Below are 19,136 nucleotides of genomic sequence, written 5' to 3'. Positions count from 1 at the left end.
TTAAAAAGGCAGAAAATGCAAATAAGAAATTCTTACTCGAACTTAGTTATTTTTGGTATAACTACAAATAATAATTATAAATTTATAAATAAAAATACCGCTCAAACTCCAGACGATAAAAGCAAGTCAAATGTTGCAAATTTAGATGAACTTCTAAAATCTTACAAAGAATATTATGATGAACTTACAAAAGAAATTCCTATCACTAAAGGCTCTATACAAGATCAAATTCTAAAGGGTGAGTTAAGCGGGGAAGATTTCAAAATCGCTTGAAGATTTTAAAGCAAAAAATAAAGCTTCAGTGCATTGGATAGATGAAGATTTACAAAAAGAATATATAAAAATTTATCACACAAGTATGAGCATAGAAGAATTTAAACAAAAATGGCTAGAACTTCAAGCCAAACACGACGCTAGATTTGGCGAAATAGCCGAACAAAGTAAAAAAGATATCCAACAAGAAATGCAAATTGCACAAGAACAATACAATACCCAAAAGGAACAAGAAACAAAAACTTTCAAACCTATACAAGCAGAAAGTAAAAGCGAAACTTACAAAGATGAAGTAAAAACAAATTTTTGGGAAAATTTTTTAAAAGTCCAACAAGAAAACGGAATGGATATTTTAGAAATCTTAGAAATGTTAAATAAACAAGGTTTAGATATTAAAGCCTAAAAATTCAAAGCATGAAAAAAACTTAAATTTTAAGTAATAAATAATTTTTATATTTTTATTTATGATAAATAAAGAACTTATTATGAATTTTTAGCTAAAATACGCAGTTATTTTTGCAAAGGTGATAAATGAATACGCAAATACTCAAAGATTTAGAGCAATTTTGTCAAATACCTAGTTTTAACAAAGCAGTTACATTTTTTGGTTCTGCAAGATTAAAAGAGGATAATTTTTACTATCAACAAGCCAAAAATTTAGCCAGTTTATGCGTCCAAAATAATTTTTGCGTCATTAGTGGTGGGGGTGGAGGCATTATGCGTGCGGCTAATGAAGGTGCTTTGGTAGAAAAAAAGAACACAGATTTTATCGCTTCTGTGGGACTTAATATTTTATTGCCTCATGAGCAAAAATTAAACGATTTTGTAGAATACAACATCACTTTTGAGAGCTTAGCCATACGCAAAATGGCTCTTATTGAAAAGAGTCTAGCTTTTGTGGTTTTCCCAGGCGGCTTTGGAACACTTGATGAATTGTGTGAAATTCTCACACTAAAACAACTTGAATTCAAAAAAAATGTTCCTATTATCTTGTTTGGGAGTGAATTTTGGCAAGGCTTTGATGGGTTTGTCAGAAATTCCTTACTTGAACTTGAAGTCATTTCTAAAGGGGATGAGTTAAAGTATAAAATTACTGACGATGTTAATTTCGTAATTAATACTTTAAAGGAACTTTAATGAAAATTTTAGTCGCTATGAGTGGTGGGGTTGATAGCACGGTCACCGCTTATAAACTTAAAAATGCAGGACATGAAGTTATAGGTTGCTATATGAAACTTCATGGTAAGCCAAATTATCACGAAGAAAATATCAAAAAAGTAGAAAAAGTTGCCAATTTTTTGCAAATTCCTTATCATATTTTGGATTTGCAAGAAGATTTTAAAAATAAAGTTTATATGCCTTTTGTAGATACTTATAAAGAAGGCAAAACGCCTAATCCTTGTGCTTTGTGTAATCGCTTTATCAAGCTTGGAAAACTTTTAGAATTTGCTAAAAATTTAGGCTGTGAAAAACTTGCCACAGGACATTACGCAAGACTTGAAAATAATCTAATAAAAACCGCAGTAGATGAAAGCAAAGATCAAAGCTATTTTTTAGCTAGTGCAGACAAAGAAGCTTTAAAATATCTTATTTTTCCACTTGGTGAAATGAAAAAAGAAGAGGTAAAGAAATTTGCTTCAACTATAGAAATTTTAAAATCTTTTGCAACTCAAAAGGAAAGTTCTGAAATTTGCTTTGTTGAAGATACTTATGTGCAAGTTTTAGATCAATTTATGGACACAAAAATCCCTGGCGAAGTGCTAGACAGCAGTGGTAAAGTCATAGGAAAACACGAGGGCTATATGCACTATACCATAGGCAAAAGGCGTGGATTTGAAGTACGCGGGGCTCATGAACCACATTTTGTTTTAAAGATCAATCCTAAGCAAAATCAAATCATCGTTGGCACCAAAGAAGAACTTAAAATAAATGAATTTAGTCTAAAAAATATCAATCTTTTCATCGATGCAAAAGAACTTGAATGTGAGGTAAAGATCCGCTACCGCTCAAAATCCACACCTTGTAAAGTGATAATCAATGAAGATAAAAGTGCAAAAATTTCTTTAAAAGAAAGTGTTTATGGACTTGCTAGCGGACAAATGGCAGTATTTTATGATGATGATAAAGTTATAGCAAGTGGCTTTATAGAGTGAGTTTGTGATTTAAATTTAACTTGAAACTGACTTTAAAATTTTTTATTTAAATTTGCTTGGTGAAACTGGGCAAATTTAAAACAAATCTTTGACTTGAATTTTTAAGCTTTTGCAAATTTTGTATAAATGCTCTAAATTAAAATGTTTTCCATAGCGGTTATTTTCGCAGTTTGAATAAAAAGCCACTGATTTTATACCAATATCTAAAGCCAAATCAAGCTGTGAAATACCTTTTTTCTCTCTGATTTCTCGAATTTTACTTGAAATATCTTTGTGAAAATTTAAAATTTCTTCTTCGCTGGAATTACTAAAATTCTCTTTCAATTTTTTATCCTATAGGATTAATTTAATTTTAAACTTTACAAAGATATAATTTTTTTTAATATATCCTATAGGATAAATTTTTAGAAAGGGAAATTATGATAAAGAAAATTGTTGATGGTGGCAGAGTGAGAGTTTTTGATACTAAAAACACAAGAGCGGTAAAAATATCAAAATCAGAAAATGAAATATCTAATGTGACTTTGATTAATTTTGAAGCTAGAGAAAACAACTTTAAATTCCGTTGTTTTAAAAAACACCAAGATGAAGTGTATAAATTTTTCACAGAGAATACGAAAGATAATTTAATGGAAATTGAAAACTCTGAAGTTAAATTTAGCTATCAAGAAAAATTATTACTAAAGGAATAAATGATGAAAATTAAATATTTGCTGTCGGTATTAAGCGTTTTATTACTCGTGGGTTGTTCTATTGGTGGAATGGGTACAGCTAGGCATAACGGAAAAATGTATTATTTTCCATCTGATTGTCCAAGATATAATTATTCATATTCAAACCCAGATGAATTAAGATGCACTGATGAAAATGGGGTGGAGACAGGAAGGATACTTTATCCAGCTAGCGAGCAAGAGATAGAAAATTATCGATATCAACAAGAACAAGTAAAAGAAGAGTGGAGACAATTAAATGAAAGTTTACACGATATAGGCGATCGAATACACGAAAAAAACAAGGAATTGCAGAGAAGTAATGAACAACTGATGCAAATGATGCCAAGAAGGCATGATGTGTATATACATTATTATTAATAGCATCTTTTACAATACAAACTGCTGGTTGAAAATTAAATAAGTTTTATCAATTTACCGTTTTTAGTAGTTTTCGTATTTTAAAAATTTTAATTAGGAGTTAAAATGCATATTATCGGCTTACTTAGCATAATTTTAATTATGGTTTTTATCATTTTGCTGGTAAAATTTTGGGAAATTTGGGCTGTAATTATTGGTATTATCGTCGCTCTTGGTATAATAGGTTTAATTTACGAACATAGAGATAGTGTCGGCGAAATTCTTAAAGTATTTTTTGGGATTATGATAATTCTTGGCATTATTTCAGCTATTATTTCAGCTTTGTAACTTTTCATCAAGGAAACAAATGCAAAAATTAATTTTATTATTTTCTTTTCTTAGCTTTGTTTATGGGATTGATTTAACTTCCATAATTGATAGTGATTTTTTTCAAAGCTCTAGGCATTATAGATCTAGTGGCGACATTTCCAAACTAGACTCTTTGCTAGGTACAATCACTTCTTTTGTTGTAAAATCAATATTTGTTATAGTTGTTTTAATTTTAATCCTAAGTTATGTTTTAAAAAAGTTCAAATAAACTCCAAATCACTCAAGCTTCAATTTGCTTTTTGCTATGCTGAATTATTTTTTCACTATATTAAACTATTACTCCGTCATGTTGAGCCCAGCGAAACATCTCTATTTTTTAGTCATTTCACCCCAACTGTCATTCTGAATGAATGCGAAGAATCTCTATTAAAATACTTGTTTTCTCTTTAATAAAATATAACTTCTTTATTATAGAGATCCTTTCAGTCGCTTCATTCCATCAAGATGACGAAGTTACCTTACTCTTTTGTGATGATAAATTTGCTTCCTTAGGATAATAGAAGATGTATTATTATTCATAATGATAGAAAATACATTTTTTTGCAAGAGTGCGTCAGTGATTGTTTAAATTTGGGTTTTATTTGAAATATATCAATCATTTGTCTTTATAATGTGTCCTACAACCCACAATATAAATACAATTCTCATCACTATAATAAACCAAAACGGTGCTTTAAATCAATGCGCCTTGAAAACATTCTAATGGCTGTTGTGTATCAAGTCCTAAATCATTAAAAAGTTCATCAGCTTGCTTTTTTAACTCGCTATCGACTCTAAGTTGTAATAAAATACTTGCCATATCTCATCCTTTTTTAAGTATTTTGATATGGCATAATATATTTTGATGGAATTTATATGTAATTTTTATAATTTGTCAGAATTTTAATAAAACCCTAAAACTTTCCACCAAAGAAGTCCAACACTTATCATCACTATCATATCCACAACAGAAATGACAAAACCAACGCCCCACCATTTTTTAAGACTCACATAATTTGTCCCAAAAATTACTGGAGCTGTTCCTGTAGCATAGTGTGTTAAAGCCATCATAACATTACCTGCAGTAATCATGATAAAAGCATAAAGAAGTGGCGGCGCTCCTAAAGCAAGTCCTGCGCTGTAAAACACAAAAAACATCGCTGAAATGTGTGCTGTAGTTGAGGCAAAGAAATAATGCGCATACAAAAAGGCAATGGCTAAGAAAAACATAATAGAAATTTCACCCAAGCCCATAATGGATGCTAAAATTCCTAATTGCTCTGCTAAAAACTGCGTTACACCGAGTTTTCCAAGCATGGTTGCCATCATTACAAGCGCTGAGAACCAAATTAAAGTATTCCAAGCTGCCTTTTCAGCTAAAACTTCTCCAAAGGTTAAAACCCCACTTAAAAGCACTAAAGAAAGCCCAAATAAAGCTACCGTTGTGGCATCAAGAGAAATTCCAAACAACAAGCCCAAAGCTCCAGCCCATAAAGCAAGTAAAAGCAAAAATACGCCAAGCATTATCTTTTCGGAGCGTTTCATTGAGCCAAGTTCTTTTAATTTTCCTTTTGCAAATTCAGAAGCATTTGGAGTGGATTTGATTTCTGGTGGAGCAAGGAAATAAATCACCAAAGGCATAACAAGCATAGCAGCAATACCCGGTAAAAACATACCTAAAGCCCATTGCGCCCAGCTTAAATGTATATCCATATTCGTTGCTTGAGCGACTAAATCAACGACTAAAGGATTTGGCGCAGTTGCTGTGATAAACATCGCAGAAGAGATAGGATTAGCTTGAAAATTCACCAAAGAAAGATAAGTACCAATTTTACCTTGAGTTCCATCTTCAGGAGTGGATTTAAACGAACGACTAATAGCTTGGACGATAGGATTTATGATAGCTCCAGCTCTTGCAGTGTTTGAGGGAGTGACTGGGGCTAAAACTGTTTCACTAAATACAATAGAATAAGCAATTCCTAAAGTTTTCTTACCAAAAATACTAATAAAATAATAAGCAAGCCTTTCGCCAAGCCCCGTTTTAATCACACCACGCGCAACGATAATAGAAACAACAATGAGCCAAATGAGTGAATTTGAAAAACCACTTAACGCATCTTTAATGCCTGTTTTTGACTTGAGTTTTGAGATGGCATTATTTACTTTTTCATCGATTTGTTTTTGAGGCATTATTTTAAGCGCCAACTCATTTAAAGCTTTGATTTTACTTTCTGCAAGAAGTTTCTTATTTTGCGTTGCAGAGGTTTTTTTGGTGTAAAGTTTAGAAAGCTCCGTAATCTGTAAATCTTTATGCAAAGATGATGAAGTAATGGCCTCAACTTCTGCTTTTAAACCTTTTTGTGTGTTTGCCTCCACTAAAGCCGCCAAACTTACTTCCTGTATAGCCTTGTCCATAGCCGCTTTATGCGAATTTGACTGATCTTGCATAACTATAGTTTGCAAGGTTTTAATCTGCGTTTCCCTAATGGAGCTTTGCGGAGTGGTAATGCCAGTAATTGCAACAATGGCAATGGCGATTAAACACACTGCGCCCAAAGGCATTACTTGTAAAATTACTGCCATAATTACAGCAATAAAAAGCCCTAAAAAGTGCCAAGAATTTTCCTCTAAACCCATAGGAGCTGGAGTGAAATAAAAAATTGCTACAATCAAAAGACATAGCAACAACATAGGAATTTTCTTTTTTTCCATATTTATCCTTAGTTTTAAATTTGTATAAATTGTAAGCAAATATATTTTAATCAAATCTTAAATATACTTTACAAAATAAGTATAAAAATTTATTGATACAATCTGTAAATTTTGAGTATAATTAAAGTTTTGCTTTGGAGAAATTTAATGTTTAAAAAAATTATTTTTTTAATGCTTTTTAATTTAACTTTAGCACAAGCCAATGTAAATTTAGATGAATTTGAACAAGAATATCAAAAATATCAAGTCAACGATCCACTATCAGGATATAACAAAGCAATGACAAGTTTTAATGTGACTTTGTATGATTATAGTTTTAGGCCTATTTTAAAAGGCTATAATGCCATTACTCCTGAATTTGTGCGAGTGGGAACGAGAAATTTCTTTGATAATTTAATCTTTCCTTTAAGATTTATAGGCAATGTCTTGCAGTTTAAATTGGCTAATGCTGGGGAAGAAATTAAAAGATTTAGCGTTAATACCGTTTTTGGATTTTTTGGTTTTATTGATGCGGCAAGTAAAACAGGGATACAAAAACATCCTGCTGATATAGGAAGTGTTTTAGCACACTGGGGAGTTGGAAATGGTTTTCATATCGTTTTGCCTGTGCTTGGACCTAGCAATTTAAGAGATACTTTAGCTTTAAGCGCTGATTGGTTTTTGGTGCCGACAGCTTATATTGATCCTACTTGGTTAAGCGTTGGAGTAAGTGCATATGGCTTTGGCAATGAACTCTCTTTTAGAACAGATGAAATCGATGAAATTTATCATAATACTCCAAATTTATATCCATTTTTGCGCGATGCTTATGAGCAAAGACGCATAAAACTTAGTCAATAAAGAAAGGTTTAGTAAATGAAAATTTTTGCATTATTACTCATTTTAAATTTAACATGCTTTGCTTTAAAACTTGAAAATATTTCAACTACTATGCAAACCAATATTGATAAAAGTTTGCAAATTTTAAGTCAAAGCAAAGGTGATAAAACTTTAGCTGCAAAAGATATTTTTGCTTTATTTGATGAAATTTTTGATTATAAGCTTATGGCAAGATTGAGTCTTGGAAAATTTTATGAAAAATTAGATAAAAACGAACAAGAAAAATATGAGAAAGCCTTTGAAGCAAGTTTAAAAAATAGCTTTACAAGCAAACTCACCCTTTATAAAGATCAAATTCTTAAAGTCAAAAAAGGCGAACAAAAAAATGAAAAAAGATATTTTTTAAGCACCTCTATGATGATAGATGGGGAAGAAAAATTTGTGATTTTTAAATTTTATAACAACCAAAACGATTGGCTGATTTATGATGTTGATGTTTTGGGTGTTAGCATTGTGCAAACTTATAGATCGCAATTTGAAGATCATTTGAAAAATGAAAAGCTTGAAACTTTGATTACAAAATTAGAAAATATAAAAATTTAATAAATGTTAGTCAAATTTTTTAAATTTTTAATCACCTACCCAAAAAGCGTATTTTTTGGCACTTTGCTTATATGTATTATTTTAAGCTCTTTTGCTTTTAAGCTTGAAGTGGATGCAAGCGCAGAAAGTCTTTTACTAGAAGATGATAAAGACTTAAAAATTTTTAGAGAATTTTCTAAGCATTATAAAAGTGATAATTTTCTCATGCTTTCTTTTAAGCCAAAAGATGAAAAACTTTTTAGCAAAGAAAATCTTGATAAACTCACGCAACTTCATCAAGAATTAGAGCAAGTAAAGGGCGTTGAGCGCGTCTTTAGTATGATAAATGCCCCTTTGCTTCAAAGCTCAAGTACACAAGATCTTAAAGAACTTTTAAAAAACATTCCTACCATACAAAATAAAGACATTAATCTCACAAAAGCTAAAGAAGAGTTTTTAAACAGTCCTTTTTACAAAAACAATATCATTTCAAAAGATGCCAAAACCACAGCCTTAATCATCTATTTAAAAGCAGATGCAAAATATTTAGAACTCATTGATTTAAGAGATAAGGCTTTAAGTGAAAGTGAAAAAAATCACTACCGTCTTGCCCTTAACAAACACCAAAAAAAACAAAACGCCATTACAAAACAAATTTTAAACGATATCAAACTCATACAAGAAAAATACAAAAAAAGTCAAGATGAACTCTATCTTGGCGGAGTCAGCATGATAGCTGATGATATGATTACTTATATTAAAAATGATTTGCTTGTTTATGGAGCGAGCCTAGCTCCACTTTTAGCTTTAGCTTTGTGGGGCTTTTTTAAGAAATTGCGTCTTGTGATTTTTCCTTTGTTTGTGTGTTTTATTTCTTTATTTAGCGTGAGTGGATTGTTTGCTTTAATGAATTTTAAGATTACGGTTATTTCATCAAATTATGTTGCCTTAATGCTTATCATCACTCTTTCTGTGGTTATACACTTGATTTCTCATTTTACCCAACTGACCCATAAATTTTCACATTCTAAAATTCAAAGACTGATCTTAGCAAGCTTGCTCGCTAAATCAAAGCCTAGTTTTTATGCTATATTAACAACCATTATTGGTTTTTTAAGTTTAATGTTTTCAGGCATTGAACCCATTATAAAACTTGGCATTATGATGAGTTTAGGTATTAGCGTGAGTTTAGTTTTATCTTTTGTCTTTTTTGCTAGTTTATTTATGCTTTTAAAACCTATTGCGTATCCAAAAAATAATTTCAAACTACACTTACTTCAATTTTGCACTCATGCATGTTTTCATCACAGAAAAACCATTTATATCATTAGTGCTTTAATTTTTATCTTATCACTTTATGGTATTTTGCAACTTAGAGTGGAAAATTCTTTTGTGAATTATTTTAAAGATGGTAGTGAAATTAAAGAAGGCTTACTTGTGATTGATAAAAATTTAGGTGGAACTCTGCCTTTGGATATCATCATTAAATTTAAAGATCAAGATCAAAATATCACAGGAAATGAATTTGATAGTTTTGAAAACGAGTTTGCTTTCTTAGCTCAGCAAAATACCTACTGGTTTAATTCTCACAAAACGCGTATCGCAAAAAAAGTACATGAATTTTTAGAAAATAAAGAATTTATAGGCTCTGTTCTTAGCTTAAATAGTCTTTTGAGTTTAGGTAAAAGCATTAATAACAACCAAGATTTAGACGATTTTGCTCTAGCCTTTTTAAATGAAAATTTACCCGATCGCTTCAAGCAAGATTTATTGTCTCCTTTTGTGAATATCACGCATAATGAATTGCGTTTTAGCTTACGCATTATGGATTCTCATCCTTTGCTTCAAAGAGCAATTTTTCTTAAAGAGCTTGAAAACGAGCTTAATGTTTTACTGGCTAAAGACGAAGTTAGTGTGCATATAACAGGCATTATGTTACTTTACAATAATATGCTTCAAAGTCTTTTTAAATCGCAATTTAACACTCTTTCTTTTGTGATTTTGGCTATTTTTGTGCTTTTTGTTTTGATTTTTAGAAGTCTTAAGCTTTCTGTGATTGCAATTTTTAGCAATATCATTGCTTTGGGCGTTATTTTTGCTTTAATGGGACTTGCTAATTTACCTTTAGATATTATGAGTATTACCATAGCTGCCATTTGTATAGGCATAGGAGTTGATGATACCATTCATTATATTTATCGCTTCAAAAAAGAATTAAGGCACAATAATCTAGAAAACGCCATACTTAAAACGCATTATTCCATAGGCTCAGCGCTTTATTACACAAGTTTTAGTATAGTGCTTGGTTTTAGTGTGATGGTAAGTAGTAATTTTATCCCAACCATTTACTTTGGGCTATTAACACTTTTTATTATGATGCTTTTGCTTTTAAGCTCTTTAATCTTATTGCCAAGCTTACTTATCACTTTTCGTTATAAACTTTTTTGATATTTTTTAGAATAAATTTTGCATTTTGTAAGGCTTTAAAACGATGAGAAATTTGATTTTTTTCATCATTGCTAAGCTCGGCTAAGGTTTTATCAAAACCCTTTGGGATAAAAAGACTATCATAGCCAAAGCCATTTTCACCTCTTTCCTCATCAATCACGCGCCCATGCATACTGCCATGCGCACTAAATTCACCCGCAAAAGCAACCATAGCAATGGCAGCCATATAATGAGCCTTACTTTCTTTATAGCCCTTTTCTTTCATTTGTCTAACTAACTCATCGCGGTTGCTTTTATCATCTCCCTTGCCACTAAATCTAGCAGAATAAATCCCTGGCTTACCGCCCAAAATATCAACACAAATTCCGCTATCATCACTTAAAACAAAAAATTCGTTTTTTTGTCTTTCATTTAAAGCATCAAAAACCGCTCTTGCTTTTATAAGAGCATTTTGCTTAAAACTTGTGCCATACTCTTCTATCTCAAAAGGCTTTAAAATTTCATCAAAAGCATAAACTTCAAATTCTTTTAAAAGCTCTTTTATTTCGAGGACTTTATGTTTATTGCTCGTTGCTAATAAAATTTTCATCTTGCTCCAAAAAATTCACTATTTTTTTTAAATTATCTTTTTTAATACCTTGCCAAACCAAGAAAAAATCGACCAAATTCCAAATAAAAAGTATGATGACGCTTGAACACAGGGAAGTAATCATTAACTGGATATATTCTCTAAGTGAACCGCTATCATCCCATAAAAATATAAATGCGAGAAAAAAATTCACAAGCATCCATAACCAAAGCATAATTTTAAAAACGAAAAGCCCTGTATCACCTTTATAAAGTCTATCAAAATTAAGTCCCAAAAACAAAAATGGAGGGATAAATCCCAGTAAAAATCCTACTATAGGTGATCTTAAATCTAAAAGCTGAATTTGGGTTATTTTTTCATCGCTCAAAGCTTCAATTTTATCTTTATAAGGCATCAAAGATGCAACTTCAACTTTCCCTTGAAGAATGGATGGTAATTTTTGAAAATAGTCCATTTTCACTCCTTTGAATCAAAAATATAAATATTTTTAATTTTGCTCCAAAAAATTCACTATTTTTTTTAAATTATCTTTTTTAATACCTTGCCAAACCAAGAAAAAATCGACCAAATTCCAAATAAATAAAACAAAAAAACCTAAAAAAGCTACAAAAAGAGTCATTACCGCTTGCATATCATCCGAATAATCAAGTTCGTCAAATGCGGCAATCTTTATCGCAATAGCTATAAATATCCACACAAAAGATAAAATCCAAAAAACAATTTTCATAATGCCAAGAAAAATATCGCCTTTATACAAACGGTCCAAACTAAGTCCGCATAAAATCCAAGCAGGGATAAGTCCAAGAAGAAGCCCTATAATAGGATTTTTAAAATTTAAAAACTGAATTTGGGTTATTTTTTCATCACTCAAAGCTTCAATTTTATCTTTATAAGGCATCAAAGATACAACTTCAACTTTGCCTTGAAGAATCAATAATAAATTTTGAAAACTAACCATATTTACTCCTTTATTAAAATGAGTATCATACTTTTTTCACTCTTTTAAAGAAATAAAAAACATAAAATATTTTTAATTTTGCTCCAAAAAATTCACTAATTTTTTTAAATTATCTTTTTTAATACCTTGCCAAACCAAGAAAAAATCGACTAAATTCCAAACAAAAAGCAAAGATAAAGTTATCATATAAAAGCCAGCAAAATCGTGGTTAATTTCTAAATTCAAGCCAAAAAAACCACATACGATAAGCAAAGGAGTGCTACAAAACCAAAGCAAAAATTTCACAACACCTAAAATCTTATCTCCTTTATAAAAACGGTCCAAACTAAGTCCAAAAAATAAAAACGCAGGGACAATGCCCCACACAAAAGCCTTAAGTGGAGTTTTAAAATCAAGTAAAAGTAGTCTATTTATTTTTTCCTTAGATAAAGCATTAATTTGAAACTTATAAGGAAAAAGTAAATTAAAATCGATCTTATCATATGTGAAAACCGCCACAAGGTCAAAAAAATCCGTGTTAAATTCTAAAGAATTATCATTTTGGCTCATTTCTTTCCTTATTGATAAATTTTTTCAAAAATCTTACACAAAAACCCTTTAAAGCTTAATAATGTATTAAAGCATTTCATAGTAAAATTATCCTATTTTTGATTTTAATTTTTTAGGAAATTGCAATAATGCTAAATAATGTTTTACCTCTATCTTTTATCGTTGGAACAAGATTTTTTGGGCTTTTTATCGTTTTACCTGTACTTAGTCTTTATGCACTTGAACTAAAAAACGCAAATGAATTTTTAGTAGGACTTTTAGTGGGTGTTTATGCCTTAACTCAAATGGCTTTACAAATGCCTTTTGGAGTTTTAAGCGATAAAATTGGACGCAAAAAAGCCATGTTAATAGGACTAATCATTTTTATAATCGGCTCTTTAATCTGCTCATATGCAGATGATATTTATACTATGCTAATAGGCAGAATGCTTCAAGGTGCAGGAGCTATCGGAGCAGTGGCTACGGCCATGATAAGCGATTTCATTACCGAAGAAAATCGTGGCAAGGCCATGGCAATAATGGGATCTTTTATAGGACTTTCTTTTGCAGCTTCTATGGTGATTTCTCCTTTAATGAGTGCTAAATGGGGGCTATCTAGTCTTTTTGATTTAAGTGTAGCTTTATCACTTTTATGCATCATCTTACTTTTTACAGTCATTCCAAAAGAGCATAAAATCACCCATGAAAATAGCAAAACACCTTTCTTTCATCTCATTAAACAAAAAAATTTAGCCTTAATGAATTTTACAAATTTTATGCAAAAAATGCTTATGAGTATCGCGTTTTTGAGCATTCCCATTATTTTAGTTAAACATTTAGGTTTTGATGAAAACAAACTTTGGATTGTTTATACTGCTTCAATGATAGCAGGATTTTTAGCTATGGGTTTTGCTGGAAGTCTTGGAGAAAAAAGAGGCTTGGCAAAACAAATTTTACTTTTAGGTATAGGATTTTTCATACTCTCTTACCTTCTTTTTGTGTTTGCAAATTCCATTAGTTTTTTCATCATTGCTGTTGTGATCTTTTTTATAGGTTTTAATCTGCATGAACCTATCATGCAAAGCTGTGCTTCTAAATTTTGCAAAGTACATGAAAAAGGAGCTGCATTAGGGCTTTTTAATGCTTTTGGGTATGCTGGAAGTTTTGTGGGTGGCATTGTGGGTGGAGCGTTTTTACACCTTGATAAATTAAATATTTTAGCTGTGATTTTAGTGATTTTAGCTGTGATTTGGCTAGTGGCTTTGTTTTATTTAAAAAACCCTTTTGAATTTAAAAACCTTTATCTGCCTTTAGAAACACCTTTAAATTTTAGTGAATTTAGTAAAAATCTAGGCATTGTAGATATTTATAAAAACTCAAAAAATTTAGTTATAAAATATGATATTTGCTTGATAAATCAAAAAGAATTGGAAGAAAAATTAAATAGTATAAAATGAATTTTTTATCATTTTTAAGCCTTTTTTATAGCTTTTATTTTAGTTTTATAGGATAAAATTTGCTATCAATTTAGGAGAAAAAATGACACTTAAAAACCCACTAGATATGCACTTACATTTAAGAGATGAGAGTATGCTTGAACTTGTTGCACCTCTTAGTGCAAAGGATTTTCGTGCAGGCGTGATTATGCCAAATTTAGTCCCGCCAATTTGTGATTTAGAAGGTTTAAAAGCTTATAAAATGCGTATAGTAAAAGCTTGTGGGGATGAAAATTTCACTCCCTTAATGACACTTTTTTTTAAAAACTATGATGAAAAATTTCTTCAAAGTGCTAAGGATGAAATTTTTGGCATTAAGCTTTATCCTGCAGGTATAACTACCAACTCAGATAATGGAATTTCAAGCTTTGATATAGAAAAGTTAAAACCTACACTAAATGCTATGAGTGAGCTTGGACTGCCTTTGCTTGTGCATGGGGAAACCAATGATTTTGTAATGGATAGAGAAGCAAATTTTGCTAAAATTTATGAAAAACTGGCAAAAAACTTTCCAAAATTAAAAATCGTAATGGAGCATATTACCACTAAAATTTTGTGTGATTTACTAAAAGATTATGAAAATTTATACGCAACTATCACTTTACACCATTTGATGATAACGCTTGATGATGTAGTGGGCGGTAAGATGGATCCGCATTTGTTTTGCAAACCTATTGCAAAACGCTATGAAGATAAAGATGCTTTATGTGAGCTTGCCTTTAGTGGTTATGAAAAGGCTATGTTTGGAAGCGATAGCGCACCTCATCCATTACACACTAAAGAATGCTGTGGATGTGCGGCTGGTGTATTTAGTGCACCCGTGATTTTACCTGTATTGGCTGAACTTTTTGAAAAACACTCAAATGAAGCAAATTTACAAAAATTTATTTCAGATAATGCTTGTAAAATTCATAATCTTAAATTTGAAAAAGATAAAATCATCACTTTAGAAAAACAAGAATGGCAAGTAGCGCAAAAATACGGCGATGTAGTGCCATTTATGGCAGGAAAAACTTTAAATTTCAAAGTCGCAAATTAAAAGGAAATTAATGCTAAAAGCTTATCTAGAAAACATAAAAGATATTTCTATCAATGATAAAGAACATACACATAGAACAGCTTTGCAAAATTTATTACAAGCTATAAAAGAAAATCAAGACAAGCAAAATAAAATCTCTATCAAACAAGAACCAAACAATGATAAAGAAGGTAGAGGTGCTCCAGATTTTTTAATTACAAAAGATTTTCTAACACTAGGCTACATAGAAAACAAAAGAGTAAATGCAAATCTTGATAACATCATAAAAAGTGATCAAATTTTAAAATATACAAAATTAAGCCCAAATATCATTCTCACCGATTATTTAAGATTTGTATTATTAAGCTTAAGTGAGAAAAACGAGATTATCATTTGCAAAGAAGTAAAAATTTGCTCTCTTGATGAGATTAAAAACACTATTAAAAACCAATCTTTACTAGAGACAAAAACAAAAGAACTAAACGAGCTTTTTGCTATCTTTTTTGCTAAAATCCCAAATCCCATAAATTCAGCCCTAGATTTTGCAAATCATCTAAGCCTAAGAACAAGAATTTTAAAAGATGAGCTTTTATTGTCTAATGAAAATGAAACATTGATAAGTTTATTTAACACTTTTAAAGAAACACTTTATAAAGAGTTAAGCTATGAAGAATTTTGTGATTCTTTTGCACAAACTCTAACCTATAGCTTATTCTTAGCCAAATTAAATAACGATACCGCAAAAGAAATAGATCTAAACAATGCTAAAAAATTCATACCAAAATCATTTCCATTAATCCGCTCCATGAGTGGATTTTTAGATGATAGTTTTGAAAATTTAGAAAGTATAAAATGGCTTTTAGAAGAAATCATAAACATTATAAACCACATAGACATTACAAGTATTATTAAAGAATTAAACAAAACAGGTGAAAAAGACTTGTTTAACCGTCCTACTATTTTATCTACTCATAAAGATCCTTATTTGCATTTTTATGAAACATTCTTAGCAAGTTATGACCCAAAACTTAGAGAAGTAAGGGGAGTGTATTATACCCCTGCACCTGTAGTAATTTTCATCATCAATGCTATAAATGAAGTTTTAAAACAAGATTTTAATCACAAAAAAGGACTAAGTGAAGCTTTGGATAAAAACATAACCTTACTTGATTTTGCCACAGGCACTGGCACCTTTTTACTTGAAGCTTTTAGAAAAGCTTTAGAGCCTATAAACAAAAATAGTGCCAATTACAATCCAAAAGCCCTGATAGATAAATTTTGTGGTTTTGAATTTTTAATAGCACCTTATACTATAGCGCACTTAAAACTTTCTCAAAGTTTCAAAGAAGAATTTAATTCCCCGTTAAATGATAATGAAAGTCTTAAAATAGCACTAACAAACACTCTATACTCAAAAAGCACAACCCAAGAAGAAAATTCACAAAATACACTTTTTACACTTGCTGATTTAACCAACGAATTTAAAAAAGCACAAAAAATAAAAGAAGAACAAATTCTAATCATCACAGGCAATCCACCCTATAGTGGAGCAAGTAGCAACAAAGGCTTATATGAAGATGAGATCAAAATAAGCTATGGTTTAGAACCAAGCAAAGCAAATCTTAGCAAAGAGCAAAAAGAATGGATAAATTTGTATTTTAAAGAAAAATCTAAACAAAACACAAGTACTTTTAAAGCCATATATGAAAAACACAAACTAGAAAACGAAAAAAATCCAAAATGGCTTTTAGATGATTATGTAAAATTCATACGCTTTGCACAAAGTAAAATCGATTCTCAAGAAAGTGGAATTTTTGCTTTTATCTCAAATAATAGCTTTTTGGATAATCCTACCTTTAGAGGCATGAGATATTCTTTAATGCAAAGCTTTGATAAAATCTACATACTAAATTTACACGGCAATACTAGAAAAAAAGAAAAAGCACCTGATGGAAGTAAAGATGACAATGTATTTGATATCATGCAAGGTGTGAGTATAAATATCTTTATAAAGCAAAATTCAAAAGCCAAAAATACAAAGATTTATTATCATGATTTATACGGCAAAAGAAAAGATAAATATAAATTTTTATATGAGAATGACTTAAATTCTATAAAATGGACTTTGATTAAAAACAATGAGCCTTTTTATCTTTTCTTACCACAAAATAATGATTTATTAGAAGAATACAACAAAGGCATAAGTGTAAAAGATATGTTTATGCTTTCAGGTGTAGGAATTTGCTCAAAAAGAGATAATATAGTTTTTCATAATAAAAAAGAAAATTTAATACAACTTCTCAAAGATTTTAATACAAAAACTAAAAATGAGTTGTATAAAATTTATGATATTGGTGAAGATTCAAGGGATTGGAAATTAGATTCAGCTATAAATGCAGTTAATAAAAATTGTGGTAATTTAGAAAAATTTATAAAAAAATGCCATTATCGTCCTTTTGATAAAAAATGGACTTATTATATAGAAAATTCAAAAGCCTTTATGGCTTATCCTGTTTATGATATTTTTGAACATTTTTTAGAAAATGAAAATATAGGATTAATTTGTGACAGAGGAACAAAATTAAATAGTATTAATAATATTTTTATTGCTAACAAAATCATAGATTTGCATTTAGTGGGTAGTGGTAGCTATATTTATCCACTCTATCTTTACCCTACAACTAGAAGTAAAAAATTCCTAAAAAAAGAAAATCCAAATTTTAATGAAGAAAATTTCACTTCAAAAATAGAAAATTTCAAAGAAAGTTTTAGAGCTTTTATAGATGATCTTTACAAAGAAAAATTCTCACCTGAAGATATACTAGGCTATATCTATGCTGTGCTTTTTCATAAAATTTATAGAGAAAAATACCTTGATTTTCTAAAAATTGATTTTCCAAAAATTCCTTTTGTAGAAAATAAAAAAACTTTTAAAAATTTAAGCAAACTAGGCTTAAAGCTTTTAAATTTGCATTTATTAAAAGATGATGAGTTAATTTCAAATGCGGGCGAAGCTTTGTTTAAAAGTGTCAAAAATAAAAATTTCAAAATACAAAAAATAAAATACAACAAAGACACAAAAGAACTTTTTATAAACGAAAGCTTATATTTTAATAAAGTAAGTCCTGAAATTTATGAGTTTAAAATAGGTGGTTATGCTGTATTAGATAAATATTTAAAAAGCCACAAGGAAGAAGACATAGATCATAAGCATTTTACCTTGATCATACAAACTTTAGATGAGACTTTAAAAATTCAAGATGAAATTTCAAAAATCAATCTAGCATAATTTGCTAGATTTCTATCTGTTTATTAATAAGAATATTTTCTCTATAGTCAAGATATTTATGATTATTTAATTCTGTGGTTCTAGCGTATTGAATAAAAGTAGTCAAATGATTTATAAAATACGCAAAGGGATTTTCAAAATTACCTTCGCAAATACACTTAGAATTTATAGCACTAATCCTAATTCCTTCATTACTTGCAAAATACAATGATTTGCCTTCTATAGAAATAAAACAATTTGGATATAAATGTTTTTCATTTCCGCATACATCTTTTAAATTTTTATGAATTATTTCTATCGATGGAAGAGTTTTGGCTATTAAAAAAGTAAAAATCTGATCTATATCTTTAGTAACAGGATCAAAACTTTGACTATCAATATCCTGAGAACAAACTGATGAGAAAAAATTTCTATATACACCTTTTTCTTTTGGTTTTTCTCTTTGTATTTGCTTCACAAGTTTTAATTTTTCTATAGAATCTTTGATATCATTAGAGTTAGCATTTGACTTAATCTCACCAACCGCTAATACATTTTCACAAGAATAATACGCATAATCTTCAACATTATTTGGTATAAATCTACTTGCAAAATTCTTCTCATAAATAACAATATCACTTTGTTTTGATACCCCACCATAAAGATCTATAACAAAACCACTACCAACGCCAACGCCTGAAGGCAATAATGCTTCTAGTTTTTCTATAACACCACATTCTCTTACTCTTCCTATTGCATGAGGATGACTATGATTTGAAGCACTATTAAATTTTAAGACTAATTCTTCTCCTACATATTTTAAAAAATCAGAAACATTAAATTTCATAAAATA

The 19,136-nt window shown here is 29.9% G+C and carries 22 protein-coding genes; 14 read left to right on the top strand and 8 right to left on the bottom strand.

The features are described from left to right. The first annotated feature begins 15 nt into the window (after positions 1 to 15). From ELQ16_RS02095 to mnmA, 4 genes are all read left to right on the top strand, one after another. Complete coding sequence (locus ELQ16_RS02095; protein WP_134237918.1) at positions 16 to 273, top strand: hypothetical protein; 258 nt, start codon at positions 16 to 18, stop codon at positions 271 to 273. A gap of 28 nt (positions 274 to 301) precedes the next feature. Continuing rightward, positions 302 to 676: a hypothetical protein gene (locus tag ELQ16_RS02090; protein ID WP_134237917.1), complete on the top strand. Its 375-nt coding sequence runs from the start codon at positions 302 to 304 to the stop codon at positions 674 to 676. Positions 677 to 804: 128 nt separating this feature from the next. Next, entirely contained in the window at positions 805 to 1,410 is a 606-nt protein-coding gene (locus ELQ16_RS02085; protein ID WP_134237916.1) for a TIGR00730 family Rossman fold protein, read from the top strand. Further along, entirely contained in the window at positions 1,410 to 2,426 is a 1,017-nt protein-coding gene (gene mnmA, locus ELQ16_RS02080; protein WP_134237915.1) for a tRNA 2-thiouridine(34) synthase MnmA, read from the top strand. The genes ELQ16_RS02085 and mnmA overlap by 1 nt, the downstream gene beginning before the upstream one ends. Positions 2,427 to 2,501: 75 nt before the next feature. On the opposite strand, the gene ELQ16_RS02075 is transcribed toward mnmA, so the two are convergent. Beyond that, a complete protein-coding gene (locus ELQ16_RS02075; RefSeq protein WP_134237914.1) occupies positions 2,502 to 2,750 on the bottom strand; it encodes a helix-turn-helix domain-containing protein in 249 nt (82 codons plus the stop codon). A 95-nt stretch (positions 2,751 to 2,845) separates the two neighbouring features. Here ELQ16_RS02075 and ELQ16_RS02070 point away from each other — a divergent pair, with 95 nt between their 5' ends. The 4 genes from ELQ16_RS02070 to ELQ16_RS02055 all read left to right on the top strand — a co-directional run bounded on the left by ELQ16_RS02070 (position 2,846) and on the right by ELQ16_RS02055 (position 4,094). Further along, positions 2,846 to 3,118, top strand: coding sequence for a hypothetical protein (locus tag ELQ16_RS02070; protein WP_134237913.1), 273 nt, complete (start codon positions 2,846 to 2,848; stop codon positions 3,116 to 3,118). Positions 3,119 to 3,136: 18 nt separating this feature from the next. Continuing rightward, positions 3,137 to 3,517 carry a hypothetical protein gene (locus ELQ16_RS02065; protein WP_134237912.1) on the top strand — a complete coding sequence of 127 codons (381 nt, stop codon included), beginning with the start codon at positions 3,137 to 3,139 and terminating at the stop codon, positions 3,515 to 3,517. Between the two features lie 105 nt (positions 3,518 to 3,622). After that, positions 3,623 to 3,844 (top strand): hypothetical protein, encoded by a 222-nt coding sequence (locus ELQ16_RS02060; protein ID WP_134237911.1) that lies wholly within the window; start codon positions 3,623 to 3,625, stop codon positions 3,842 to 3,844. Positions 3,845 to 3,863: 19 nt separating this feature from the next. Then, on the top strand, positions 3,864 to 4,094 hold the full coding sequence (locus tag ELQ16_RS02055) for a hypothetical protein (RefSeq protein ID WP_134237910.1): 231 nt from the start codon (positions 3,864 to 3,866) through the stop codon (positions 4,092 to 4,094). A gap of 465 nt (positions 4,095 to 4,559) precedes the next feature. On the opposite strand, the gene ELQ16_RS10385 is transcribed toward ELQ16_RS02055, so the two are convergent. Together ELQ16_RS10385 and ELQ16_RS02050 are read right to left on the bottom strand one after the other, a co-directional pair. Next, on the bottom strand, positions 4,560 to 4,685 hold the full coding sequence (locus tag ELQ16_RS10385) for a hypothetical protein (protein ID WP_279586250.1): 126 nt from the start codon (positions 4,683 to 4,685) through the stop codon (positions 4,560 to 4,562). Positions 4,686 to 4,768: 83 nt separating this feature from the next. Further along, positions 4,769 to 6,577, bottom strand: coding sequence for a DASS family sodium-coupled anion symporter (locus ELQ16_RS02050; RefSeq protein ID WP_134237909.1), 1,809 nt, complete (start codon positions 6,575 to 6,577; stop codon positions 4,769 to 4,771). Positions 6,578 to 6,724: 147 nt separating this feature from the next. On the opposite strand from ELQ16_RS02050, the gene ELQ16_RS02045 reads away from it, so the two are divergent. Genes ELQ16_RS02045 through ELQ16_RS02035 form a run of 3 tightly spaced genes read left to right on the top strand, consistent with a single transcriptional unit; the run spans position 6,725 to position 10,426 of the window. Then, a complete protein-coding gene (locus ELQ16_RS02045; protein ID WP_134237908.1) occupies positions 6,725 to 7,417 on the top strand; it encodes a VacJ family lipoprotein in 693 nt (230 codons plus the stop codon). Between the two features lie 15 nt (positions 7,418 to 7,432). Next, positions 7,433 to 7,999 (top strand): phospholipid-binding protein MlaC, encoded by a 567-nt coding sequence (locus ELQ16_RS02040; protein WP_134237907.1) that lies wholly within the window; start codon positions 7,433 to 7,435, stop codon positions 7,997 to 7,999. A gap of 3 nt (positions 8,000 to 8,002) precedes the next feature. Next, positions 8,003 to 10,426, top strand: a complete 2,424-nt coding sequence (locus ELQ16_RS02035; RefSeq protein ID WP_134237906.1) for an RND family transporter — start codon at positions 8,003 to 8,005, stop codon at positions 10,424 to 10,426. Here the strand turns inward: ELQ16_RS02035 and rdgB are convergent. From rdgB to ELQ16_RS02015, 4 genes are all read right to left on the bottom strand, one after another. After that, positions 10,401 to 11,015: an RdgB/HAM1 family non-canonical purine NTP pyrophosphatase gene (gene rdgB / locus ELQ16_RS02030; RefSeq protein ID WP_134237905.1), complete on the bottom strand. Its 615-nt coding sequence runs from the start codon at positions 11,013 to 11,015 to the stop codon at positions 10,401 to 10,403. The two genes, ELQ16_RS02035 and rdgB, sit on opposite strands and share 26 nt — an antisense overlap. Then, positions 10,987 to 11,469 (bottom strand): hypothetical protein, encoded by a 483-nt coding sequence (locus tag ELQ16_RS02025; RefSeq protein ID WP_134237904.1) that lies wholly within the window; start codon positions 11,467 to 11,469, stop codon positions 10,987 to 10,989. Before ELQ16_RS02025 ends, rdgB begins: the two co-directional genes overlap by 29 nt. Before the next feature lie 33 nt (positions 11,470 to 11,502). After that, the gene (locus ELQ16_RS02020) at positions 11,503 to 11,973 is read right to left on the bottom strand and encodes a hypothetical protein (RefSeq protein WP_134237903.1); all 471 of its coding nucleotides are present in this window, start codon (positions 11,971 to 11,973) and stop codon (positions 11,503 to 11,505) included. Positions 11,974 to 12,045: 72 nt separating this feature from the next. Then, positions 12,046 to 12,522 (bottom strand): hypothetical protein, encoded by a 477-nt coding sequence (locus ELQ16_RS02015; protein WP_134237902.1) that lies wholly within the window; start codon positions 12,520 to 12,522, stop codon positions 12,046 to 12,048. A gap of 128 nt (positions 12,523 to 12,650) precedes the next feature. Between ELQ16_RS02015 and ELQ16_RS02010 the strand changes: the two genes are divergently transcribed. The 3 genes from ELQ16_RS02010 (at position 12,651) to ELQ16_RS02000 (ending at position 18,304) form a co-directional block, all read left to right on the top strand. Then, positions 12,651 to 13,958 carry an MFS transporter gene (locus ELQ16_RS02010; RefSeq protein WP_134237901.1) on the top strand — a complete coding sequence of 436 codons (1,308 nt, stop codon included), beginning with the start codon at positions 12,651 to 12,653 and terminating at the stop codon, positions 13,956 to 13,958. Positions 13,959 to 14,040: 82 nt separating this feature from the next. After that, positions 14,041 to 15,036: a dihydroorotase gene (gene pyrC, locus ELQ16_RS02005; protein ID WP_134237900.1), complete on the top strand. Its 996-nt coding sequence runs from the start codon at positions 14,041 to 14,043 to the stop codon at positions 15,034 to 15,036. Between the two features lie 10 nt (positions 15,037 to 15,046). Continuing rightward, a complete protein-coding gene (locus ELQ16_RS02000; RefSeq protein WP_134237899.1) occupies positions 15,047 to 18,304 on the top strand; it encodes a type ISP restriction/modification enzyme in 3,258 nt (1,085 codons plus the stop codon). 4 nt (positions 18,305 to 18,308) lie between these two features. Here the strand turns inward: ELQ16_RS02000 and ELQ16_RS01995 are convergent, their stop codons facing one another. Next, the gene (locus ELQ16_RS01995; RefSeq protein WP_134237898.1) at positions 18,309 to 19,130 is read right to left on the bottom strand and encodes a DUF6602 domain-containing protein; all 822 of its coding nucleotides are present in this window, start codon (positions 19,128 to 19,130) and stop codon (positions 18,309 to 18,311) included. Positions 19,131 to 19,136 lie beyond the last annotated feature (6 nt).

It is taken from the genome of Campylobacter sp. US33a (assembly GCF_004378855.1).
Classification (GTDB): domain Bacteria; phylum Campylobacterota; class Campylobacteria; order Campylobacterales; family Campylobacteraceae; genus Campylobacter_D.
The sequence above is the reverse complement of the archived record's forward strand: the minus strand, read 5'-3'. Positions and strand labels throughout refer to the sequence as shown.

Coding starts and splice junctions, on each gene's coding strand:
- ELQ16_RS02095 (WP_134237918.1), top strand. CDS start 16: ATGCAAATAAGAAATTCTTACTCGAACTTAGTTATTTTTGGTATAACT.
- ELQ16_RS02085 (WP_134237916.1), top strand. CDS start 805: ATGAATACGCAAATACTCAAAGATTTAGAGCAATTTTGTCAAATACCT.
- mnmA (WP_134237915.1), top strand. CDS start 1,410: ATGAAAATTTTAGTCGCTATGAGTGGTGGGGTTGATAGCACGGTCACC.
- ELQ16_RS02070 (WP_134237913.1), top strand. CDS start 2,846: ATGATAAAGAAAATTGTTGATGGTGGCAGAGTGAGAGTTTTTGATACT.
- ELQ16_RS02060 (WP_134237911.1), top strand. CDS start 3,623: ATGCATATTATCGGCTTACTTAGCATAATTTTAATTATGGTTTTTATC.
- ELQ16_RS02055 (WP_134237910.1), top strand. CDS start 3,864: ATGCAAAAATTAATTTTATTATTTTCTTTTCTTAGCTTTGTTTATGGG.
- ELQ16_RS10385 (WP_279586250.1), bottom strand. CDS start 4,685: ATGGCAAGTATTTTATTACAACTTAGAGTCGATAGCGAGTTAAAAAAG.
- ELQ16_RS02050 (WP_134237909.1), bottom strand. CDS start 6,577: ATGGAAAAAAAGAAAATTCCTATGTTGTTGCTATGTCTTTTGATTGTA.
- ELQ16_RS02045 (WP_134237908.1), top strand. CDS start 6,725: ATGTTTAAAAAAATTATTTTTTTAATGCTTTTTAATTTAACTTTAGCA.
- ELQ16_RS02040 (WP_134237907.1), top strand. CDS start 7,433: ATGAAAATTTTTGCATTATTACTCATTTTAAATTTAACATGCTTTGCT.
- ELQ16_RS02035 (WP_134237906.1), top strand. CDS start 8,003: ATGTTAGTCAAATTTTTTAAATTTTTAATCACCTACCCAAAAAGCGTA.
- rdgB (WP_134237905.1), bottom strand. CDS start 11,015: ATGAAAATTTTATTAGCAACGAGCAATAAACATAAAGTCCTCGAAATA.
- ELQ16_RS02025 (WP_134237904.1), bottom strand. CDS start 11,469: ATGGACTATTTTCAAAAATTACCATCCATTCTTCAAGGGAAAGTTGAA.
- ELQ16_RS02020 (WP_134237903.1), bottom strand. CDS start 11,973: ATGGTTAGTTTTCAAAATTTATTATTGATTCTTCAAGGCAAAGTTGAA.
- ELQ16_RS02015 (WP_134237902.1), bottom strand. CDS start 12,522: ATGAGCCAAAATGATAATTCTTTAGAATTTAACACGGATTTTTTTGAC.
- ELQ16_RS02010 (WP_134237901.1), top strand. CDS start 12,651: ATGCTAAATAATGTTTTACCTCTATCTTTTATCGTTGGAACAAGATTT.
- pyrC (WP_134237900.1), top strand. CDS start 14,041: ATGACACTTAAAAACCCACTAGATATGCACTTACATTTAAGAGATGAG.
- ELQ16_RS02000 (WP_134237899.1), top strand. CDS start 15,047: ATGCTAAAAGCTTATCTAGAAAACATAAAAGATATTTCTATCAATGAT.
- ELQ16_RS01995 (WP_134237898.1), bottom strand. CDS start 19,130: ATGAAATTTAATGTTTCTGATTTTTTAAAATATGTAGGAGAAGAATTA.